Here is a 21102-nt window from a genome sequence, read left to right as displayed (position 1 = left end):
AGGTCTTGAGACAAGCCGGCCCAGTGCCGGCTTTTTCTTTTCCTCTTGTCATTGCCGTTCATAAACTCGTTTTCCCAACCCTCACTGCGCCTGGTCGGCAACCCAGGCTGGATTTTGCGTGCAAATATTATCAACCGTCATGCCGCTCATGACCTGATAGGCCGCATGGATCAGCGAATACTCAGGTTTCGCCGCATCGAGAGGCGCCTCCCAAAACATGACGCCACCCAGTTTCGTTGATAATGCAAGCTCGGTTTTCTTAATAATAAGGGGGAGCCCATTATAATAATTGGTTTTGTTTTCGGCTGGCTTGGCCACATCAGGTATAAATTCAAAGCTATTTCTGCATGCATTCACAACGCTGTAGCCCCGCGGAGAGACAAACTCACCAAATTCATTCTGGTTCCAACTCGACGTATCTTCATTTTCCTGATCCGGATGTTGTAATGTGATGTAGCTCCAATCTTGCCAATTGTTTCGGCTATAGACGGGCAACCCCAACATCACTTTCTGCGGTGGTACTTTTCTTTTGTTCACCCAGTAATCAATACTGTCTATCGCATGTTGAAAGGTACTGTGATTTTCAAATTCCATGTCGTATGCCATGAGATTAATACTATCAAAATCTCTTAACGTTGAATCCAGATATGCGTCGGCATTCCCGCTATCTGTCATTTTATCTCTGGTACCAATGACTGCTGACGACAAATATTTATTCCGTTTATGTAATTCATTGGCAAGTTCTCTGACAAATAAAGCGTATTCGTCTGCAAATTGCACCCTAGGGTATTCCCAGTCAATATCAATACCATCAACACCATACTCTTCAACCAGTGTCATTATGTCAGAGATAAATAACTTTCGTTTTTCAATATTGCGCGCTATCTCTTCAAACACCAGCTCGAAACCGTCATCATCTCCTCTCCAACCGCCTATCGCGATATATATCCTGGCATTCGGATTGGATTCCTTTCTATAGGCAACCAACTTATCCAGATCTTGTTTCTGGGCTGACGTCAATGATTCCAACTCACCCGTAGCGGCATCTCTTGGATTGACAAAGGCGACCACATAATCAGTTATCTCTTTTCCTCTGGCCTGTACATTTTGCATAAATGTTTTTTCATAACGACCAATTGACAGGTACACAATATTACGCGGTGTTGTTATCACATCAGGCCCGGCAATAGCCTCTGGTAGTTCTATCGAACTCGGTTTTTCATCGACATACCTGATGTCCGTCTTGCAGCCAGAAAGCAGGCCTATAACGATAACAATAAATAACCATATTGTTGACATATCACGCCTCTCCCTATCTCCTTTGTTCTCTTCATCACTACTAAAAATGCGCTATCGCCAAACCCGACACGACGGCACTATCGCTATCCAAACTCGCGTCATCATGTTCCGGAACAAAAGCAATCTTCCCGAATATCAGGATCGCAGATTTTATTTTATCGTCCTTCCAATCCATACAGGCAGAAGAACATTAATATATCGATCAGGTTATTAGCCATGCAGTTCATATACTGTCACTGACTTTCTGTATCATTGAATTTCAATTTACTGCAACGCCCAAGATACTGCCTCTTCAACGAGTGCCTCTGTTGATATTCATGCCTTCCTTGGCTCGCTATTGGTGTAATGTAAAACATCTTAATCAGCAGAAAAGCTCCCTAACATTATCATTCAAACATAATGAATGACGTACGTTTCATATAAAAACCATTCTCACTCCCTATTTCATATTAGTGATTTTTTTCATAAGTCAACTGAACAAGGTGAGACTTAAGTGCCTCATATAAATATGCATTAGCAGAAAAAATCAATTTTCCACTATGTCCTTTTAATCCCAGCACAAGATAAGGTGGTTTTGATAACATAACAAATCCCGACGTCCCATCGTTTAGCTTGAATGTCCCTGCATTATATCCAAACAAGCCAACACCATTTTCTCTAAGAACAGGCCTGAAACTAGCTGGCAAAGAGGCCTCATGTAGACCAGAGGTTAGTTCAACATCTTTAAGCATTGTCTTATTGGTATAAACAAGGCTTTTCAGTATCAGGGAGTCATCATTAAGAACGACTTTCGACGTGATAATTTGTATGACACCAAGAGTGAAGAACACTAAACCTATAATAACGACAAAAGATGTCACACCAAGCGTCAGTTTCTTTGTGAAAAGATACTCAGCGCCACAAGTAAGAACAATAGGAGCAACAAACAATATAGTTGCTGAGAGTAATATAGTATGGATGGTAAAGGGGACCTCATAATTCATTCAGCACCTCCATAAATACCTTTATTACAATCACAGCATTAGCACAGTTAACTTGTGTATTGTTACCTTGTGACAATTGTCAGCATTTGAGCGTATAGAGTCACCCGCATGTATCTTACTGCCCTGAGCCAACCCTCCCAGAAGCGTTGTTGACATCGTTATTGGTATTGTGGGAATGGTGGATTTCCGTCAGACGGCGCATCAGCGGTAATACTGTCAGCGCAATAACGGTACAAACCAGTGCTGCAATTCCCAGGTTGAAGAACAGGTTGGTGTAAATAGGCAGGGTTTCAAGCGGATTTGTAATGTTCTCCGGCACACTGGCAAAGTTGGCAACCACGCCACCCAGATACTGAGAAATACCCAAAGCCACAAAGTAGACTCCCATCATAAAGCCACCCATGCGCTCGGGAACATAACGGGAGATCATTGCCAGGCCCAGACCACTGACCAGCAGCTCGCCAAGCGAGTAAGCCCCGTAACCCCATATCATCACCCAGGAAGAGGTCTTGCCATTGATGGCAAACATGCCGGCAAAGCTGTAGATAAAAAATCCCAGCGCCACGACGGCAAAGCCCAATGCGAATTTGGCGGCAATAGAAATATCCTTGTTATTGCGTCCGGCAGCAGCATAGACCCAGGCCAGCAGCGGACTTAGCAACATAATCCAGATAGGGTTCAAAGCCTGGAACTGGGCCGGTGACCAAGTCCACAGCGGTACACCGAGGGCCTGGAAGTTCCAATCGACGTTACGCAAGGCAAACAGCGCCAACGAGGTAGACATCTGCTGATAGAAAATAAAGAAGAAGACTGTTTGCAGCGTCAGCACCAAGGCGGCAATCAAACCGGCCCGCTCACTGGTTTCACTGTTGCGGATAAGGTAGAAGAAGACTCCGAGTCCCGCAACGCCCGCTGTATATACGAAGGCGCGAGCCACATCTTCATATTCGAGGGTAATCCCCCCATTTTTAGGGGCATTCAAAAGTAGAGGTCATGCGGCCTGTGCCAGACGCTGTTTCGGCGTGTAGCCACCCAGCGCCATATTGGGCCGCTCATGGTTATAAACCCACAGCCAGTTCGTGGCAAACTCCTGTAGTTCATTCAGTGACTCAAACAGGTAATGGCCCAGCCAGTCGTAGCGCACCGTGCGGTTAAACCGTTCGATGTAGGCATTCTGCTGCGGATTTCCTGGCTGGATATAGCCCAGGGTTATCCCCTCCTGTTTCGCCCATCGCTTGAGCTCTTCGCTGATGTATTCCGGGCCATTGTCACATCGGATAATGGCGGGCTTACCTCGCCACGTGATCACCTGCTCCAGCGCCCGTTTGACTCGTGAGGCGGGTAAGGAGAAATCCACCTCGATGCACAGCGCTTCACGATTGAAGTCATCGATCACATTAAACAGCCGCACCGAGCGGCCATCGCTGAGCTGGTCATGCATAAAGTCCATCGACCAGCACTGATTAGGCTGGTCGGGAACCGCCAACGGCTCTGGCTTAGCCCGAACCAACCGTTTCCTGGGTTTTATCCGCAGATTGAGCTCCAGCGCCCGATAGATCCGGTATACCCGTTTGTGATTCCAGCCAAAGCCTTGGACGTTGCGCAGGTACAAAAAGCATAACCCGAAGCCCCAGTTGCGCTGGCTGGCCGTGATACGTAGCAGCCAATCGGCAATTTCCTGGTTTTCATCGACCAGCACGGGCTGATAGCGATAGCAGCTTTCACTGACCTTGAAGATCCGGCAAGCCAGACGGATGGATATGGCGTAGTGAGTCACGGCTTTGGTCGCCATCTCCCGGCGGGCAGATGGCGTTACCACTTTTTTGCCATGGCCTCGGTGATGATCTCTGCCTTGAGGCGCTCCTCGGCGTACATCTTCTTGAGGCGGCGGTTTTCGTCCTCCAGCTCCTTGAGTCGAGCCATGAGGGAGGCATCCATCCCCCCGAATTTGGAACGCCACTTGTAGAAGGTGGTCGTGCTGATGCCATGCTCGCGGCAGAGCTCCGGGACGGGAGCTCCAGCCTCAGCTTGTTTGAGGATGGCGATGATCTGGGTATCGCTAAAGCGTGATGTTTTCATGTAGAACCTCCTGCGTTCAAGGTACGGGAAAATTCTACTTATGAGCACCCTGGTTTTTCGGGGGGATTACCCGAGGATAAAGGCCGACGCTACCACAGACAGCACAATCAGTAACAATATGATCAGCAGCTTGTTCATCTCGACGGGGCGGGTATCCGGCTCTGAACCATAATTGACCAGCGTTTTACGCATCATGGCGTAATTACCCAACCCCACCAACAAGCCAACGAAGCAAACAGCGAAGGCGGCATGCCAGCCGAGCTCGTTGCCATAGTTGGCATTGACGTAGTCTTTAATCCAAGGAGTGAGCAACATGGAGAAGGTTGAACCGACGTTCACCGCCATATAGTAGATGGTAAAGGCGCTGTCTATCTTGGAGTCGTCCCCTTCATAGATCTTGCGTACCAGGTTACCGGCATTGGGTTTGAACAAGCCGTTACCGACAACGACAACCCCGAGGGCCAAGAACAGAAACCAGGTGTTTTCTGTCGGTACTGTCATCAACGCATAACCGAGTGACAAAATGCCGGCACCGAGCAACATGGTGCGCTTGGTACCGAGAATCCTATCCCCGACCCAACCGCCGATCGCCGGCGATACATATATCAATGCGGCACAGGCGCTCCACACGTAAGTATTCACCGGAACAGTATTGACACAGGAAAAATGAGACGATCGTCTCTTGATCCCACTTTCCTGCTTGCTTGATCCTGCTCCTTAGATACGCTCCCCCCATGAGCAAAAACACCATGCATTCCGCGGGAATGCCCACCACTCTGGAGCAGGCCAACGAGCTGATTTATAAGCTCCTCGACCGCATCGCCGAGCTGGAGGACCGCCTCAATCAGCACAGCGGCAACTCCTCCAAGCCGCCTTCCAGCGACGGCCCCGGTGCACCGCCGCCGGCCCGCAAGCGTCCGGCGTCCGGCAAGCAACGGGGGGCGCAGCCCGGTCACAAGGGACATCGCCGCGAGCGGCATCCGCTTGATGCCCGCCTGACCCTGGTCCCGCATTACCCTGCCGCCGATTGCGCTTGCTGTGGCGGGGACATGGTGGCCCATGCCAAACCCTATCAGGTTCATCAGGTGTTCGAGCTGCCCGAGGTGAGCTATCTCGTCACCGAACACCAACTGTATCGTGCGACCTGCTCACGGTGTATCGGCACGACCCAGGCCGCACTGCCAGACAACGTCAGCAGCAGCCAGATGGGGGCCAATCTGCTCAGCTACATCGCGCTGCAAAGCGGCCAGTTTCACCAGAGCGTCAGCCAGATACAGCAGCAGCTCAAACAGCATTTCGGCCTGAGTTTTAGCCGGGGCGCCATCAGTGAGGCGCAGGGGCGGGTGAGTGCCATGCTCACCCCGACCTACCAGGCCATCAAGCAGCAGGTGCAGACGGCCACCCACGTTCATGCCGATGAGACCCGGCATCAGCGGGGTGGAGAGCGCCGCTGGATGTGGCTGGCGCTGAGCAAGATAGCCGTCTGCTTCATGACGGCCTATGGCCGTGGTCAGGAGGCGGCCAAGCGGCTGCTGGGCGCCGAGTTTGACGGGGTGCTGGTGACCGACCAGTACGCCGGCTACCGGTTTATCGACGCCGACCAGCGGCAACTGTGCTGGGCCCACGTGGCCCGCAATCTCGTGGCCATCGCCGAGAGTAGCGAGCAGTGCAACCAGCCCATCGGTGCCCGGTTGGTCTTGCTGGCGGATGCGGTGTTTCGTACCCGGCACCGTTGGGAAAGCGGTGCGTTGAGCAAGCAGAAATACCTGCGCAGGCTCGCGCGTTACCGGCAAAGCTGGCGAAGCCAGTTGGAGCGCGGCGCCCTGTTGTGCAGCAAACGCTACCGTGGACGATGCCAGTTGCTGCTGCGGGATGACGAGATGCTGTGGCGGTTTATGACTGACGACGAAATAGCGCTGACCAACAACGAGGCGGAGCGGGCGCTGCGTGGCTATGTGCTCTGGCGCAAGGGTAGCTACGGCGTGTGGTCTCACCGGGGCGAGCTGTTTCGCCAGCGCATCCTGTCGTTGGTGGAGACCGGCAAGCGATTGGGCCGCTGCCCACAGGAGTGGTTGAGGGCCGTGGTCAGGGCGTGCATCGAGAAGACAGATTATCCCATCCCGGCAGAACTGATGCCGTCAACCCCGTCCTGGTGAATAGATACCTCCACACCAGGTTGGCCCGACTGTCTCCAAAGCCAAGACGCTGTACCATGAAGTACACGATAAGCGCCTGCATACCGTAATAACCGAAACGTTCCCATAACTCGATAAGTGACACTGTCATAAATGAATGTGTCTTGCTTACCTTAAGAGGTTCTAATGTCATTTTGCTTACTTCCATCTTGATTTGAAATAACTTCAGACGAGTAGAGGACTGCTTGACACTGTTTGATTCATCGATATTTTGCCAACTATACTGGGGTATGTTCTGGTAGCTGTGACAAGCGTCAATTTTTTCAATACCCAAGTCGTAACATCAGATTATAGATTGATAATTCATCATTAATTTTGTCGGGTGAAACGACCTGAAAACACAGAGCAAATAGGCTCCATCAATGCCATATTAATCTAAAAAACAACGCATTATATATGCGCGCACATGCATGACGATATATAGACATGAGAATTAACTATCATTTTTCTTATTTCAAATAAGTCTAACAAATCACTCCCCCTCTTTATTAACCACCAACACAGTAAATAAATGCCTGGTAAAACACGCTCATAGGTGATTGTATAGGCTCAAATAAACAAATATCCCCCTGCCCTGCTAATGACAAGCATTTAGCCATCATTAGAAGAAAAATAAGAGTGCATCATATCAAATGGTAAATCGCGCAATAAAGAGCGGCAGAACAACAGGAAATAACGCGGAAGATATATGGCCAGCCCCTATCGTGTACTTCTGACAAATTCTGACGCCATAGTAAGTATTAGTCATCACAAGTTCAGTAGCACGCCTACCACAGGCAATGCTCAGCATAGGCATCATTACCATGCTGTTACAGCAAGGTAGCCTCTATTGGCTAGCCGGTGCGATCGCAGGCACGTTTACATTAGCGAATGCTGTTATAAGTCCACAGGTGTCAAAATTAGTTGACAAATATGGTCAAAGCAAGGTACTGCCAATTATTACCACCTTCAGTATGATCATGCTGTTGGTACTGGTATTTGCTGCTTATGTGAAAGCACCTGCACCATTTTTTTTCATTCTTGCAATGTTATCTGGTTCAATACCTAATATTACCGCTTTGGTACGAGCGAGGTGGGCAAAGCTCTATCGTGACAATCCATTATTACATACTGCTTACTCGCTCGATGCAGTTCTTAATGAATTGTCATATATTATTGGCCCTCCACTGGCGATCGGCTTGAGTACTAGCCTATTCGCCGAAGCAGGGCCATTGTCTGCGGTATTATTGCTGACTCTCGGTATGAGTGCATTTCTTCTACAACGCCGGACTGAGCCAGAGGTTATGGATAGTGTCCATCACCAAGGCAGCTCCACCTTAAAAATATTTCCTCGGCATGGGTATTATTGGGGAAGCACTTGATGTCGCAGTTATTGCTTTTGCCAATGAGCAAAACTGGCCTGCTTCTGCCAGTTTTATTTTGGCCATCTACGCACTCGGCTCCATGATTGTTGGGTTGGCATTCGGCTTGGTTAGAATTACCGCACCTTTAGAAAGACAATTTCTGGTAGGAGTCATAATAACTGCAGCGACAATTATATTACCCGCCCTTTCTTCAAGCGTTTTTACTATGATGGGTGCGATTTTTGTGGCAGGTATGTCTTTTGCCCCCACCATGATCATTGTGATGAATCTAAGTACCATTATTTTACCACCGGCAAAACTCACCGAAGGGCTGACCTGGATAACAACAGGTATTAGCCTTGGTATCGCGCTCGGTGGAGCAATAACGGGTCTTATCATCGATACCTATGGTGCACGAGCAGGTTTCGGAGTAGCCGTTGCAGCAGGACTAGCTATGGTTGTCGTCGCGATGCTCGGTCAACCCACTCTTCAAACAGCTTTGGCAATGAAAGGAAAATGAGTGGCATTGTCAGCCCATAACTCTTGCAGCACTGAGGATGTTACCCATCTTCAGTAGTCAGCAGATGGGTCAAAAGCAACAATCCCGAAATGGCAACTGTTGAGCATTCCATGCAAACCGCATCACCCCACCAGTTGTAGTCATCCATCAGGTAATAAGCAAATATCCCGCTTCGCTTCCCGCAGTGTGCCACAGCGTTCGGATTGAAGCTGCTCAACCCAGCGGCGAAGTACGGTTTCACCGACATCCAGTGAACGGCTGGCTTCGGGAACTCAATATTCTTGGTCGAGCGCTAGGGATGCGGCTTCCAATTTGAATTCGGCAGTAAATGAGCGACGCAATCTTGTCACTGAACACCTCAGGTCAGGGTGACGACTGTATCACCAAAAACGGTGTCCGGGATGATTAGAGCACTACAATCACAGGCGCACTTTCTGACGCAGAGATTGACATGCACATATCAGGTGGCATGATCGTGCGCCAAACATTGCATCCAGTATTTCGCCCAACCAACGTAGTGCCGGGGAGGTCACCTTTCTAGTCCGCAGTATTATTCCTGGTGGCACCACGGCGGGCTGCAATCCAACAGTCGGGGGGCACTATCGACGGGTCTACCAACTTCGGCGTGCTTTTGTCAGCTGGAATATGACTGCCTACGGGGATTTGGCATCATTGCCGAACAAATGGGCCACAATTCTGCAGAGATGTTGCAGAAGGTTTATGGAAAGTGGATTGAATCAGCTGGTCAGAATGGAGTTGATTCGATCTGGAGTGCAATGCAAAGAACGGACACTTGCCCCAATAGCGCCCCCGAATTTTCATTAAGTGCAATAATGCACTGATTACTAAGGAATTTCCAAACACACTATGCTTAGCAGCAATAACATCACCATGCAGTTTGGCGCCAAGCCGCTGTTTGAGAACATCAACGTCAAGTTTGGCGGCGGCAACCGCTATGGCCTGATTGGCGCCAACGGCTGTGGCAAGTCCACCTTTATGAAGATCCTCGGCGGCGATCTGGAGCCCAGCGGCGGTAATGTGAGCCTGGACGTCAACGAGCGTATCGGTAAGCTGCGTCAGGATCAGTTCGCTTACGAAGAGATGCGCGTACTGGACGTGGTCATGATGGGCCACACCGAGCTGTGGGCCGCCATCGCCGAGCGCGATGCCATCTACGCCAACCTGGAAGCCACCGACGAAGACTACATGAAGGCTGCCGAGCTGGAAGGGCTGGTCGCCGAGTATGACGGCTACACCGCCGAAGCCCGTGCCGGCGAGCTGCTGCTGGGAGTCGGCATTCCGCTGGAGCAGCACAACGGCCCCATGAGCGCCGTGGCGCCGGGCTGGAAGCTGCGGGTGCTGCTGGCCCAGGCCCTCTTCTCCAACCCTGATATCCTGCTGCTGGACGAACCGACCAACAACCTGGACATCAACACCATTCGCTGGCTGGAGCAGGTACTGAACGAGCGCGAGAGCACCATGATCATCATCTCTCACGACCGTCACTTCCTGAACTCCGTCTGCACCCACATGGCGGATCTGGACTACGGCGAGCTGCGGGTCTACCCGGGCAACTACGACGATTACATGTTGGCCGCCACCCAGGCGCGTGAGCGTCTGCTGGCCGACAACGCCAAGAAGAAGGCCCAGATCGCCGATCTGCAGTCCTTCGTTTCCCGTTTCAGCGCCAACGCCTCCAAGTCCCGTCAGGCGACCTCCCGTCTCAAGCAGATCGACAAGATCAAGATTGAGGACGTCAAGGTCTCCAGCCGCCAGAACCCCTTTATCCGCTTCGAGCAGGACAAGAAGCTCTATCGCAACATCTTGGAAGTGGAAGGCGTCTCCAAGGGTTATGGAGAGGGCCCCCTGTTCAAGGGCCTCAACATGATGCTGGAAGTGGGCGAGAAGGTCGCCATCCTGGGTACCAACGGTATCGGTAAATCCACCCTGATCAAAACCCTGGTGGGCGATCTGGTACCGGACAGCGGCACCGTCAAATGGTCCGAAAACGCCCAGATCGGTTACTACGCCCAGGATCACGCCGAAGACTTCGACACCGATCTCAACGTGTTCGACTGGATGGCCCAATGGAAACAGGAGAACGAAGACGAACAGGCAGTACGCTCCGTGCTCGGTCGTCTGCTGTTCTCCCAGGACGACATCAAGAAGCCGGTCAAGGTACTCTCCGGTGGTGAGCAGGGCCGCATGCTGTTTGGCAAGCTGATGATGCAGCGCCCCAACATTCTGATCATGGATGAGCCGACCAACCACCTAGACATGGAATCCATAGAATCGCTGAACATGGCGTTGGAGCTCTATCAAGGGACTCTCATTTTCGTCTCCCACGACCGTGAGTTCGTCTCCTCCCTGGCGACCCGCATCCTGGAGCTGACCGAGAACGGCATCCGCGACTTCGGCGGTACCTATGAGGATTACCTGCGCACTCAGGGCGTACAATAATCCCCTCCTCTGCTCGGCAGATAAAAGTCAAAACCGGCACTCGATGCCGGTTTTTTTATGCTGGCCTGCGGGCCGATTGCATCAATTGGCGAATGGCAGATAACAAAACGGCTCCATCAAGGAGCCGTTTGCAATATGGGGAGTACCCTGTCGATTACTCGACGGTCGCTTCCACGCTGGTGAAGTACTCAATCTTGGCTGATTTGCGCAGCTCTTCGATCAGGGACTTGTAATCGGCCTGTGCCCGACCCTGACCCAGCTGGCCTTGCAGCAGACTGACCATCTGGGACGGCGCCGCCGGGACATTCACCTTGTCCAGCGCGACGACCACGCGATCGCCGTTGGTCTCGGTAACCAGCTCCACGCTCGGCTTGCCATCTTTCGGATGGGGCAGCATGAACACCTGGGCAACCAGGTTCTGATCCAGCTGGCGATCGAAGCGAGCAATCCCCTTGTGGGTCTCGACCTTCAGATCCAGCGCCGCCAGATCAGCCTTGATGTCGTCGCCGGCTTTCAGTTTCTCCAAGAGACCCTGTGCCTTGCCACGGGCCACTTCGCTCGCCTTGTCGTGCTTGATGGCGGCAATCACCTGATCTTTCACCTCGGCCAGCGGCTTGGCCGCTTTCGGCTGATAACCGGTGATGTGCAGCACCAGCGCCTTGCCATCGGAGAGCTCGATCACGTCGGAGTTGGTGTTGTCATCGCGCAGCTGTTCGGAGAAGGCCACGGAGAGCACCTTGGGATCGTTCAGCGGAGCCGGGGCATTGGCCTGGCTGAAGTAGTCGGAAGACACCACCTTCATGCCCATGGCGTCGGCGGTCAGATCCAGCGAGTCCGGGTTCTCGAAGCTGCTGTCAGCCATCTTCTGCTGCTCGGCGAAGAACTGCTCCTTGGCCTTGTCGGTTTGCAGACGGGCGATTGTCTCTTCTTTCACATCGGCAAACGGCTTGGTCTGGGCCGGTTCAACCGCCAGCAGCTTGATGATGTGGAAACCGAACGGGCTCTTCACCACGCCAGAGAAATCGCCAGTCTTGGTAAGCGCAAAAGCAGCCTGTTCAAACGCCGGATCCATCACCCCTTTCTCGAACCAGTCCAGTTCGCCGCCCTTCTTGGCGGAGAAGGTGTCGGAGGAGTTGGCCTTGGCCAGCTCGGCAAAGTCTGCTCCACTCTTGGCCTTGGCCAGGAGCTCGTCGGCCTGCTTCTCGGCCGCCTTCTCATCCTTGCCAAACGGGATCAGGATGTGGGCAACCTGGCGACGCTCGGGACGCTGGAAAAGATCCTGGTGCTGATCGTAGTAATCCTGGGCATCCTGCTCGGACACGTTGATGTTTTTGCCGAGGTTGGCTGCATCCAGCAGCAGATAGTCCACCTTGACCTGCTCATCGTTCATGAAACGGGCGCTATTGGTCTTGTAGAACTGCTCCAGCTCGTTGTCGGAGACCTGGACATCACCCATGTAGTTGGCGGCAGCCAGACGCACCAGACGCAGATCACGAGTCTGGTTGTAGAGCTTGTCGATCTGCTCGGCTTCCCCCTTGAGGGTAAATTCGGTCCCGACCAGGGCACCCATCAACTGTTGGCGAACCATGTCCTGGCGCAGGGACTCGCTGAACATCTCCGGGGTCATGCCAGCGCGGCGGATGAGCTGCAGATAACGGTCGTTGTTGAATTTACCCTCTTCGGCAAACTCGGGCATGGCGACGATCGCCTGCTTGATCTGCTCGTCACTAACTCGCAGACCCAGTTCATGGGCCTTGCTGTCCAGCAGCGCCTGATCGATCAGCCGGTCCAGCACGCCGCGGCGGAACTGTTTCATGTACTCGGGGTTGGCGGCCAGCTGACTGAAGGCTTCTCCCATCTGGGATTCCATGCGGGCGCGCTCGTTGCGGTAGGCATTTTCCAGTGCGGCAGCACTGATATCCGTGCCATTGACGGTAGCGGGGGCGGTACGGGCCGGGCCGTTCAGGTAGCTGCCTACACCAGCCAAGGCAAAGGAGAGAATGATCAGGCCCAAGATAACCTTGGCTACCTTGCCCTGCGCCCCTTCGCGTAGTTTATCCAACATCATGTTTGTACTTATGCTCCCGAACTCGATGGGCGTAAATAATAAAAAGGCGCACCGATTGCGATGCGCCTTGGTCAATCAGTATGAGAGAAGACTCTCTAACTTGTCTGGTCTGCGACCAAGGACGGTAGCCGACGTATATCAGCGTCCGGCTTAGTTAACAGCGTCTTTCAGTGCCTTACCGGCTTTGAAGGCAGGAACTTTACCAGCAGCGATTTCGATGGTCGCGCCAGTTTGCGGGTTACGGCCGGAACGGGCAGCACGCTCGCGAACAGCAAAAGTACCGAAGCCAACCAGGGCAACCTGGTCACCCTCTTTCAGGGCTTCACCAACAGCATCAATGAAGGCATCCAACGCACGGCCAGCAGCAGCTTTGGAGATATCGGCACCGTCTGCAATCTTGTCAATCAGTTGAGATTTATTCACTCTTATTTTCCCCTATTATCGAACACCGCTGCGGCGCTGATTTCCCTGGCCACAACAAGTGGAGGTTTTATAGCAAGCCTCCTGACCAGTTGCAAGTGACAATCTGGCACAAACCCGCGCCACATAACGCATTGCGACTCATCACGAGTACCCGATCGGTGGTCAAGGCTACTTCCGTTGCCGGACGCATGCAAGCCTTAACCACCGCCTGAATGCGCCAAATTTGCGGCGCATCAACATTTACAGGGTAGAAACCCGTTCAAACCCTTGCGGATTGTCCTGCAATGCCAGTTCCAACACCTCGTCAATCCAGCGAACCGGATAAATTTCAAGGTCTTGTTTGACGTTTGCCGGGATCTCCTCGAGGTCCCGTTCGTTCTCTTTGGGGATCAGCACGCGCTTGATGCCACCACGATGGGCCGCCAGCAGCTTCTCCTTGAGACCACCGATAGGCAGTACCTCACCCCGCAGAGTGATCTCCCCAGTCATGGCCACATCAGCACGAACCGGATTGCCGGTCAAGCTGGAGACCAGGGCGGTACACATGGCGATACCTGCGCTCGGGCCATCTTTCGGGGTCGCCCCTTCCGGCACGTGCACGTGAATGTCGCGCTTCTCGTAGAAGTCTGCATTGATGCGAAGCTTCTCGGCGCGAGCCCGCACCACCGTCATGGCCGCCTGGATGGACTCCTGCATCACGTCCCCAAGAGATCCCGTGTAGGTGAGCTTGCCCTTGCCCGGCATATTGGTGGTTTCAATGGTGAGCAGATCGCCCCCCACTTCAGTCCACGCCAAGCCACAGACTTGACCAATCTGGTTCTGATCGGTCGCCTTGCCGTAGTCAAAGCGCTGAACCCCGAGGAACTCCTTGAGGTTCTCCTGGTTGACCAGAACATGTTTGATGCTCTTGTCCAGCAGGATGCGTTTGACCGCCTTGCGACAGATCTTGGAGATTTCGCGCTCCAGGCTACGTACCCCCGCCTCGCGGGTGTAATAACGAATAACGCCAATCAGGGCGGAATCCTCGATGGTGATCTCGGACTCTTTCAGGCCGTTGCGCTGGATCTGCTTGGCCACTAGGTGCTGCTTGGCGATGTTGAGCTTCTCGTCTTCGGTGTAACCGGACAGACGGATCACCTCCATCCGGTCCAACAGCGGACCCGGGATGTTCATGGAGTTGGAGGTGGCCACGAACATCACGTCCGACAGGTCATAATCCACTTCCAGATAGTGATCGTTGAAGCTGTTGTTCTGCTCCGGATCCAGCACTTCCAGCAGCGCAGAGGCGGGATCGCCGCGCATGTCCGAGCTCATCTTGTCGATCTCGTCGAGCAGGAACAGCGGGTTCTTCACGCCAACTTTTGCCATTTTCTGGATGAGCTTGCCGGGCATGGAGCCGATGTAGGTACGACGGTGACCGCGGATCTCCGCCTCGTCACGCACGCCCCCTAAGGCCATACGCACGTATTTGCGACCGGTCGCCTTGGCGATGGACTGCCCCAGGGAGGTCTTGCCGACACCGGGAGGGCCAACCAGACAGAGGATCGGGCCCTTGAGCTTGTTCACCCGCGCCTGTACCGCCAGATACTCGAGGATCCGATCCTTGACCTTCTCAAGGCCATAGTGATCGGCGTCCAGCACCTCTTGCGCCTTGCCAAGATCTTTTTTGACCTTGGAGCGCGCCTTCCAGGGCACCTGCACCATCCAGTCGACGTAGCTACGCACGACGGTGGCTTCCGCCGACATGGGTGACATCATCTTCAGCTTGGCAAGCTCGGCCTGAGCCTTCTCGCGGGCGTCGGCGGGCATGCCGGCCTCTTCAATCTTGCGATTGAGGGCTTCGAATTCATCCGGGCTGTCTTCCAGCTCACCCAGCTCTTTCTGGATGGCCTTCATCTGCTCGTTGAGATAGTACTCTCGCTGGCTCTTCTCCATCTGCTTCTTGACGCGGGTACGGATGCGTTTCTCGACCTGCAAGAGGTCAATCTCCGACTCCATCATCGCCATCAGGAATTCGATTCGCTCGGAGACGGAGACGATTTCCAGCACCTTCTGCTTGTCTTCGAGTTTGAGCGGCATGTGGGCGGCCATGGTATCGGCCAGGCGCGCCGCATCGTCGATCGCCGAAATCGAGGTGAGCACCTCGGGCGGGATCTTCTTGTTGAGCTTGATGTAACCTTCAAACTGACCGATGGCCGAGCGAACCAGGACTTCCTGATCCTTGTCGTCAATGGCTTTTGAAGGAATGTACTGGGCCTCGCAGACAAAGAAATCCTTGTCGTCGATCATCCGCTCCAGGCGAGCACGCTGGCCCCCCTCTACCAGCACCTTGACGGTGCCGTCGGGCAGCTTGAGCATCTGCAGAATATTGGCCACTGTCCCGACAGAGAAGATCTCCTCCACCGTCGGCTCATCGGTTGACGCATCCTTCTGGGCCACCAGCAGGACTTTCTTGTCCTGCTCCATGGCCGCTTCCAGACAGCGAATGGATTTTTCCCGCCCCACAAAGAGTGGAATGACCATGTGGGGGTAAACCACCACGTCACGAAGAGGCAGGACGGGAATCTCGATGCGTTCTGAACGCTCTAGGTTCATATATGTCCTCTCGGCTTGTTATACCGTTGGCAAAGCGCTTGGCTGAGTATATGGGGGCGCTTAGACGAGATTCAATCGCCGAAACCGTAAAAAGCATGAAAGGGGCAAAAAGCCCCTTTCATTTGATTAAAAATCAGACAGTTATTCTGATGCGGCTGCCTGGGTCTCGGGATTTTCGTAAATCATCAGGGGCGCAGAATCCCCCTTGATCACGGTCTCGTCGATGACCACCTTGCTGACCCCTTCCAGAGAAGGCAGGTCATACATGGTATCGAGCAGCACGGCTTCCACGATGGAACGCAGACCACGGGCACCGGTTTTGCGCTCCATCGCCTTGCGGGCAATGGCGTGGAGTGCATCTTCACGGAACTCGAGTTCGACCCCTTCCAGATCGAACAGGGCTGCGTACTGCTTGGTCAGCGCGTTCTTCGGCTCTTGCAGAATCTGGATGAGGGCAGCCTCGTCCAGCTCGGTCAGGGTCGCGACCACCGGCAGACGACCGATGAACTCGGGGATCAGACCATATTTGATCAGATCTTCCGGTTCCACCTTGGCAAAGGTCTCGCTCAGGGTAGCCTTGGCATCCTTGGATTTGACCTCGGCACCAAAACCGATCCCGGTTCCCTTGACGGAGCGCTGCTCGATCACCTTGTCCAGACCGGCAAAGGCACCGCCGCAGATGAAGAGGATCTTGGAGGTATCGACCTGCAAGAACTCCTGCTGCGGATGCTTGCGACCACCCTGGGGCGGCACGGAAGCGATGGTCCCTTCGATCAGCTTGAGCAGGGCCTGCTGTACCCCTTCCCCGGACACGTCGCGGGTAATGGAGGGGTTGTCTGACTTGCGGGAGATCTTGTCGATCTCGTCGATGTAGACGATACCACGCTGGGCTTTTTCCACATCGTAGTCGCACTTTTGCAGCAGCTTCTGGATGATGTTCTCCACGTCCTCACCCACGTAACCGGCTTCGGTCAAGGTGGTGGCATCGGCCATGGTGAAGGGGACATCCAGCAGACGAGCCAGGGTTTCGGCCAGCAGGGTCTTGCCGCTGCCGGTCGGGCCGATCAGCAGGATGTTGGACTTGCCAAGCTCCACACCACTGTTCTCGCCGCTGTTGCGCAGACGCTTGTAGTGGTTGTAGACGGCAACGGCCAACACCTTCTTGGCGTACTCCTGCCCGATCACATAGTCATCGAGATGAGCACGGATCTGATGAGGGGTCGGCAGCTCGTTACCATCGCGCTTGGGAGAGATCTCGCGGATCTCCTCGCGGATGATGTCGTTGCACAGCTCGACACACTCATCACATATATAGACGGAAGGGCCAGCGATCAGCTTGCGCACTTCATGCTGGCTTTTGCCGCAAAAAGAGCAGTAGAGCAGCTTATCACCCTCACCCTTGCGTTTCTCTGTCATTCAGCAACCTCGTTTTATCAATAGAGGACGGCCTGTTGAGTTTACAACATACCGGAATTCCCTGCTCAGCCGCGCTGGCTCAGGACACCGTCAACCAGACCGTAGGCCACCGCCTGCTCGGCAGACATGAAGTTGTCACGATCGGTGTCACGTTCGATGGTAGCCATGTCCTGACCGGTATGGAAGGCCAGTCGTTCGTTCAGGGTATTCTTGATCTTCAGGATCTCCTGGGCATGGATCTGAATGTCAGACGCCTGGCCCTGGAAGCCGCCGAGCGGTTGGTGGATCATCACGCGGGCGTTGGGCAGACAGAAGCGTTTGCCCTTGGCACCACCTGCCAGCAGGAAGGCCCCCATGGAGCAGGCCTGGCCCATGCAGACAGTGCTGACGTCCGGTTTGATGAACTGCATGGTGTCATAGATGGACATGCCGGCAGTCACCGAGCCACCCGGAGAGTTGATGTAGATGTAGATATCCTTGTCCGGATTTTCGGACTCAAGGAACAACAACTGCGCCACCACCAGATTGGCCATCTGATCTTCGACCTGACCGGTCAGGAAGATCACCCGCTCTTTCAACAGACGGGAGTAAATATCGTAGGAACGTTCACCCTTGGCGGTCTGTTCGACCACGATGGGCACCAGCGCATTGCTGGGAGAATCGGTCACATCGTTATAGTTCTTGTACATAAGGCATTGTCCCTAAAATAAAATGGCCCGAGTGGAGATCACACGAGCCATTATACTTAACAGTCTTGACCTTAAGTCAAATGTTCTTAGGCAGCGGCACCAGACTTGTTGATCACTTCGTCAAAGGCAACTTCTTTCTCGGTCACTTGCGCTTTGGACAGGATCAGGTCGATAGCTTGATCTTCGATAGCCAGGTTACGAACGCCGTTCAGCATCTGCTCGTTCTTCTGGTAGTACTCGATCACTTCCTTCGGATCTTCGTAGGCGGTCGCCATGGATTCGATGATGCTGTTGACGCGAGCGTCGTCAGCCTTGATCTCGTTGGTGCGGATCACGTCACCCAGCAACAGACCTACGCGTACACGACGCTCGGCCTGAGCCTGGAACAGCTCGGCCGGCAGTTCCGGCGCATTGCCGCCCTGGAAGCCACCGAAACGCTGCAGAGCTTGCTGACGCAGGGTGTCGATTTCCTGAGCAACGGCAGCCTTCGGCAGATCGATTTGGTTGGCTTCAACCAGACCGTTCAGCACCTGCTCTTTCACGCTGTTTTTCAGAGCCTGAGCCAGTTCGCGCTCCATGTTCTTGCGCACTTCGGCTTTCAGTTCTTCAACGTTGCCGCTTTCGATGCCGAAACGCTTGACGAACTCTTCGGTCAGCTCGGGGAGGATCTGCTCTTCAACCTTGTGCAGCTTGGACGCGAACTTGGCGGCCTTGCCTTTCAGGTTTTCGGCGTGGTAATCAGCCGGGAAGGTCACGTCGATGGTGAACTCGTCGCCCGCTTTCTTGCCCATGATGGCGTCTTCGAAGCCTGGGATCATGCGACCGGCGCCCAGTACCAGGTTGAAGCCTTCGGCCTTGCCGCCGTCGAACTCTTCACCGTCGATGGAGCCTACGAAGTCCATGGTGACACGCATGCCGTTGGCGGCAGCGGCATCAACTTCGGACCAGGTGGCGTGCTGCTTGCGCAGGGTGTCGATCATGTTGGCCAGATCTTCATCCTTCACGGAGGCAACCGGCTTCTCTACCTTGATGGACTCGAGGCCTGCAACTTCAAACTCCGGGTACACTTCGAAAGTGGCGGTGAACTCGAAATCCTGACCTTCTTTGATCTCTTTCGGATCCATGGTCGGGGCACCGGCCGGGCTCAGTTTGTTCTCGATGATGGCCTTGATGAAGTTGCTCTGCATCATTTCATCGGCAACGCGGGCGTTAGCCATGGCGCCAAACATCTTCTTGATGATGGCAACCGGAGCCTTGCCAGGACGGAAACCGTCGATGCGACGAGTTTTGGCCAGGCCATTCAATTCTTTGCGCACGGCGGCGTCAACGGTAGCGGCCGGTACGGTGATGGTAAGACGGCGTTCCAGACCCTGGGTTGTCTCTACAGAAACTTGCATTCTTCTACCTCGTTCAACTCAGCACTGTGTGCTGACCCTTTATTGCCCCTGGGCAAAGCCCGGAGTCTTCCTGTTTATAAAGACAACGATATGTCTTTGTGATGAGAAAATATGACGCGGCATTATAGCGGCGCACTTTGGTCGAGTCGAGCCACACATCCCCCGGATTGGGCTGAGTGCAAGCACAATTCGTGCAAAACTGCCCTTTATATGGGGAGAACCTGGCCCGACTTCAACCGGCAAGTGGCAATAATTTTGCGTTTGCTCACCTTTTTTCATTCGAATGCCGATTTGTTGCACATTTTCCAGGAAATAGAAAACCGCCAACCGATGATTGTCACGGTCACGACCCGGATTGTCCGGTCAAATAAGGATGAAACCAATCAATGATTGCGTCCCCTGCCCTCCCTCGCTATGGTGGCTGCCAAATTGATGTATCTGGAGTTACCACATGGCCTTTTTCCGCTTCTTGTTCAATCTGCTCTGGTTTGTACTGGGGGGCATCTTTATGGGACTGGCCTGGTGGCTGGCCGGATTGCTCTGTTTTGTGTCCCTCATCGGTATCCCCTGGGGACGCGCCTGTTTCGTCATCGGCACCTTCACCTTCTTCCCGTTTGGCAAGCAGGCGGTGAACCGCAAGACCATGACGGGGCTAAGTGACATCGGTACCGGGACCATGGGCCTGATTGGCAACATCCTCTGGTTCGTGCTGATCGGTGTCTGGTTGGCCATCGGCCACATCGCCTCGGCGCTAGCCTGTTTCGTCACCATCATCGGCATCCCGTTCGGGATCCAGCACCTCAAGCTGGCCCTGATCAGCCTGGCCCCCATCGGCCAGATGATAGTGACCAACCAAGAGGCCGAATCGGGCCGTTATATCCGCTGAAGCTGGTAAAAAGCGGGAGCAGGCGATGCCTGCCAGCGAAAAAAAGGGCAGACTAGGGTCTGCCCTTTTTCATTGTCCGTTGCCGAGGCTCATCATGTTACCCAGCCATTTTTTCGCCAATCTCGCCCGCATGAAGCTCATCTACCGCTGGCCATTGATGCGCAATATCCAGTCCGAAAATATCGCCGAGCACAGCCTGCAGGTGGCCATGGTGGCCCACGCCTTGGGGCTCATCAAAAATCGCCTGTTTGGCGGCCAGGTGGATGCGGATCGCGCCGCCGTGATGGCGCTCTATCACGATAGCAGCGAGGTGCTGACCGGCGATCTGCCCACCCCAGTCAAATATTTCAATCCCGAGATCGCCCGCGAATACAAGAAGATAGAACTGGCCGCCGAACAGCGCCTGCTCGCCATGCTGCCCCCGGAACTGGTGGAGGATTTTCGCCCCCTGCTGGACTCGGGTGCCCAGGACGGCGAGCTTACCAGACTGGTGAAAGATGCCGATACCCTCTGCGCCTATACCAAGTGTCTGGAGGAGATCAACGCTGGCAACCGGGAGTTCGAACCGGCCAGAAAACGCCTCGAGGCCATGCTGGAGGCGCGGATGAGCGAGGAGATGCGCTACTTTATCGACACCTTCGTGGCCAGCTTTTCCCTGCCGCTCGATGAGCTGAACGCCCACTGAGCATCAAACACCCCGATAGACAAAGGGCCCGCCGGTTTGCACCGGCGGGCCCTTCTCTTTTCAC

General features: G+C 53.9%; 17 protein-coding genes and 1 pseudogene. 6 read left to right on the top strand and 12 right to left on the bottom strand.

Going from position 1 to position 21102, the window contains the following annotated elements:
- Positions 1 to 81: 81 nt before the first annotated feature.
- The 5 genes from I6L37_RS14555 to I6L37_RS14535 all read right to left on the bottom strand — a co-directional run bounded on the left by I6L37_RS14555 (position 82) and on the right by I6L37_RS14535 (position 4991).
- Positions 82 to 1299, bottom strand: a complete 1218-nt coding sequence (locus tag I6L37_RS14555) for a glycoside hydrolase family 18 protein (protein WP_216992212.1) — start codon at positions 1297 to 1299, stop codon at positions 82 to 84.
- A gap of 449 nt (positions 1300 to 1748) precedes the next feature.
- On the bottom strand, positions 1749 to 2282 hold the full coding sequence (locus I6L37_RS14550) for a hypothetical protein (RefSeq protein WP_042069562.1): 534 nt from the start codon (positions 2280 to 2282) through the stop codon (positions 1749 to 1751).
- A gap of 115 nt (positions 2283 to 2397) precedes the next feature.
- A complete protein-coding gene (locus I6L37_RS14545; RefSeq protein WP_216992211.1) occupies positions 2398 to 3264 on the bottom strand; it encodes an oligopeptide:H+ symporter in 867 nt (288 codons plus the stop codon).
- Between the two features lie 9 nt (positions 3265 to 3273).
- Positions 3274 to 4361 (bottom strand): IS3-like element ISKpn10 family transposase gene (locus I6L37_RS14540; protein WP_099368947.1). Its coding sequence is split into 2 segments (ribosomal slippage): positions 3274 to 4109 and positions 4109 to 4361, totalling 1089 coding nucleotides; the frame shifts between segments, so codons are not numbered across the junction.
- A 66-nt stretch (positions 4362 to 4427) separates the two neighbouring features.
- Positions 4428 to 4991: an oligopeptide:H+ symporter gene (locus I6L37_RS14535; protein ID WP_302056760.1), complete on the bottom strand. Its 564-nt coding sequence runs from the start codon at positions 4989 to 4991 to the stop codon at positions 4428 to 4430.
- A gap of 104 nt (positions 4992 to 5095) precedes the next feature.
- Here I6L37_RS14535 and I6L37_RS14530 point away from each other — a divergent pair, with 104 nt between their 5' ends.
- The 3 genes from I6L37_RS14530 to I6L37_RS14520 all read left to right on the top strand — a co-directional run bounded on the left by I6L37_RS14530 (position 5096) and on the right by I6L37_RS14520 (position 8419).
- Positions 5096 to 6517, top strand: a complete 1422-nt coding sequence (locus tag I6L37_RS14530; RefSeq protein WP_032495448.1) for an IS66-like element ISKpn15 family transposase — start codon at positions 5096 to 5098, stop codon at positions 6515 to 6517.
- Between the two features lie 842 nt (positions 6518 to 7359).
- Positions 7360 to 7917, top strand: a complete 558-nt coding sequence (locus I6L37_RS14525; protein WP_216992209.1) for an MFS transporter — start codon at positions 7360 to 7362, stop codon at positions 7915 to 7917.
- Positions 7892 to 8419, top strand: coding sequence for an MFS transporter (locus I6L37_RS14520; RefSeq protein ID WP_216992208.1), 528 nt, complete (start codon positions 7892 to 7894; stop codon positions 8417 to 8419). Before I6L37_RS14525 ends, I6L37_RS14520 begins: the two co-directional genes overlap by 26 nt.
- A 185-nt stretch (positions 8420 to 8604) precedes the next feature.
- On the opposite strand, the pseudogene I6L37_RS14515 reads toward I6L37_RS14520, so the two are convergent.
- Positions 8605 to 8769 (bottom strand): annotated as a pseudogene (locus tag I6L37_RS14515) (transposase); the annotation flags it as partial.
- A 517-nt stretch (positions 8770 to 9286) separates the two neighbouring features.
- On the opposite strand from I6L37_RS14515, the gene I6L37_RS14510 reads away from it, so the two are divergent.
- Positions 9287 to 10879, top strand: coding sequence for an ABC-F family ATPase (locus I6L37_RS14510; RefSeq protein ID WP_216992207.1), 1593 nt, complete (start codon positions 9287 to 9289; stop codon positions 10877 to 10879).
- 154 nt (positions 10880 to 11033) lie between these two features.
- On the opposite strand, the gene ppiD is transcribed toward I6L37_RS14510, so the two are convergent.
- From ppiD to tig, 6 genes are all read right to left on the bottom strand, one after another.
- On the bottom strand, positions 11034 to 12947 hold the full coding sequence (gene ppiD / locus I6L37_RS14505; protein ID WP_216992206.1) for a peptidylprolyl isomerase: 1914 nt from the start codon (positions 12945 to 12947) through the stop codon (positions 11034 to 11036).
- 150 nt (positions 12948 to 13097) lie between these two features.
- On the bottom strand, positions 13098 to 13370 hold the full coding sequence (gene hupB / locus I6L37_RS14500; protein ID WP_005315375.1) for a nucleoid-associated protein HU-beta: 273 nt from the start codon (positions 13368 to 13370) through the stop codon (positions 13098 to 13100).
- Positions 13371 to 13610: 240 nt separating this feature from the next.
- Positions 13611 to 15965 carry an endopeptidase La gene (lon, locus tag I6L37_RS14495; protein ID WP_042029160.1) on the bottom strand — a complete coding sequence of 785 codons (2355 nt, stop codon included), beginning with the start codon at positions 15963 to 15965 and terminating at the stop codon, positions 13611 to 13613.
- Positions 15966 to 16106: 141 nt separating this feature from the next.
- Entirely contained in the window at positions 16107 to 17381 is a 1275-nt protein-coding gene (gene clpX / locus I6L37_RS14490) for an ATP-dependent protease ATP-binding subunit ClpX (RefSeq protein ID WP_026457097.1), read from the bottom strand.
- A gap of 65 nt (positions 17382 to 17446) precedes the next feature.
- Positions 17447 to 18070, bottom strand: coding sequence for an ATP-dependent Clp endopeptidase proteolytic subunit ClpP (gene clpP, locus I6L37_RS14485; RefSeq protein WP_042029161.1), 624 nt, complete (start codon positions 18068 to 18070; stop codon positions 17447 to 17449).
- A gap of 86 nt (positions 18071 to 18156) precedes the next feature.
- Entirely contained in the window at positions 18157 to 19467 is a 1311-nt protein-coding gene (gene tig, locus I6L37_RS14480) for a trigger factor (RefSeq protein WP_026457098.1), read from the bottom strand.
- A 451-nt stretch (positions 19468 to 19918) separates the two neighbouring features.
- Here tig and I6L37_RS14475 point away from each other — a divergent pair, with 451 nt between their 5' ends.
- Together I6L37_RS14475 and yfbR are read left to right on the top strand one after the other, a co-directional pair.
- Positions 19919 to 20353 carry a YccF domain-containing protein gene (locus I6L37_RS14475; RefSeq protein ID WP_026457099.1) on the top strand — a complete coding sequence of 145 codons (435 nt, stop codon included), beginning with the start codon at positions 19919 to 19921 and terminating at the stop codon, positions 20351 to 20353.
- A 94-nt stretch (positions 20354 to 20447) separates the two neighbouring features.
- Positions 20448 to 21038: a 5'-deoxynucleotidase gene (gene yfbR, locus I6L37_RS14470; protein WP_216992205.1), complete on the top strand. Its 591-nt coding sequence runs from the start codon at positions 20448 to 20450 to the stop codon at positions 21036 to 21038.
- The last annotated feature ends 64 nt before the right edge of the window (positions 21039 to 21102 follow it).

This window comes from Aeromonas sp. FDAARGOS 1407, assembly GCF_019048725.1.
Lineage (GTDB): Bacteria > Pseudomonadota > Gammaproteobacteria > Enterobacterales > Aeromonadaceae > Aeromonas > Aeromonas enteropelogenes.
This window is presented reverse-complemented; position numbering and strand designations above follow the sequence as displayed.